Origin of the sequence: Collinsella sp. AF38-3AC (genome assembly GCF_003474365.1) — a bacterium.
Lineage (GTDB): Bacteria > Actinomycetota > Coriobacteriia > Coriobacteriales > Coriobacteriaceae > Collinsella.
Window position 1 is genome coordinate 45,240 of record NZ_QROM01000004.1, and the last position, 308, is coordinate 45,547.

Annotated in this window: 1 protein-coding gene; it reads right to left on the minus strand. The window is 62.7% G+C overall.

From position 1 onward, the window contains the following. Positions 1-129 precede the first annotated feature (129 nt). A partial coding sequence (locus DW029_RS03890) for a transposase (protein WP_199582522.1) occupies positions 130-308 on the minus strand: 179 nt, incomplete at its 5' end.

Below are 308 nucleotides of genomic sequence, written 5' to 3' on the forward strand. Positions count from 1 at the left end.
CCTTAAAAAGGGTGGTTTGCTCTTAGGGTATAACCCACGGGCCCCGGGCTCGCGTCTAAAGGCGCGGGCCCGGACTTCGTCCAGGCCTAGTGCATCTTGACCCGTGGCGCGCCGGTCGAACCGGCGGGATCACCCCCTCTTGAAGGGGTCCTCGTACTCCTTCACGCTCAGCTTGTCCAGCGCGATGTCGTGGGACTCCTGCTCCCTGATGTACTTGGCGATCGTCGCCTCGTCCGGGCCGACGGTGGACACGTAGTAGCCCTCCGCCCAGAACTTCCTGTTGCCGAACTTGTACTTGAGGTTGGCGT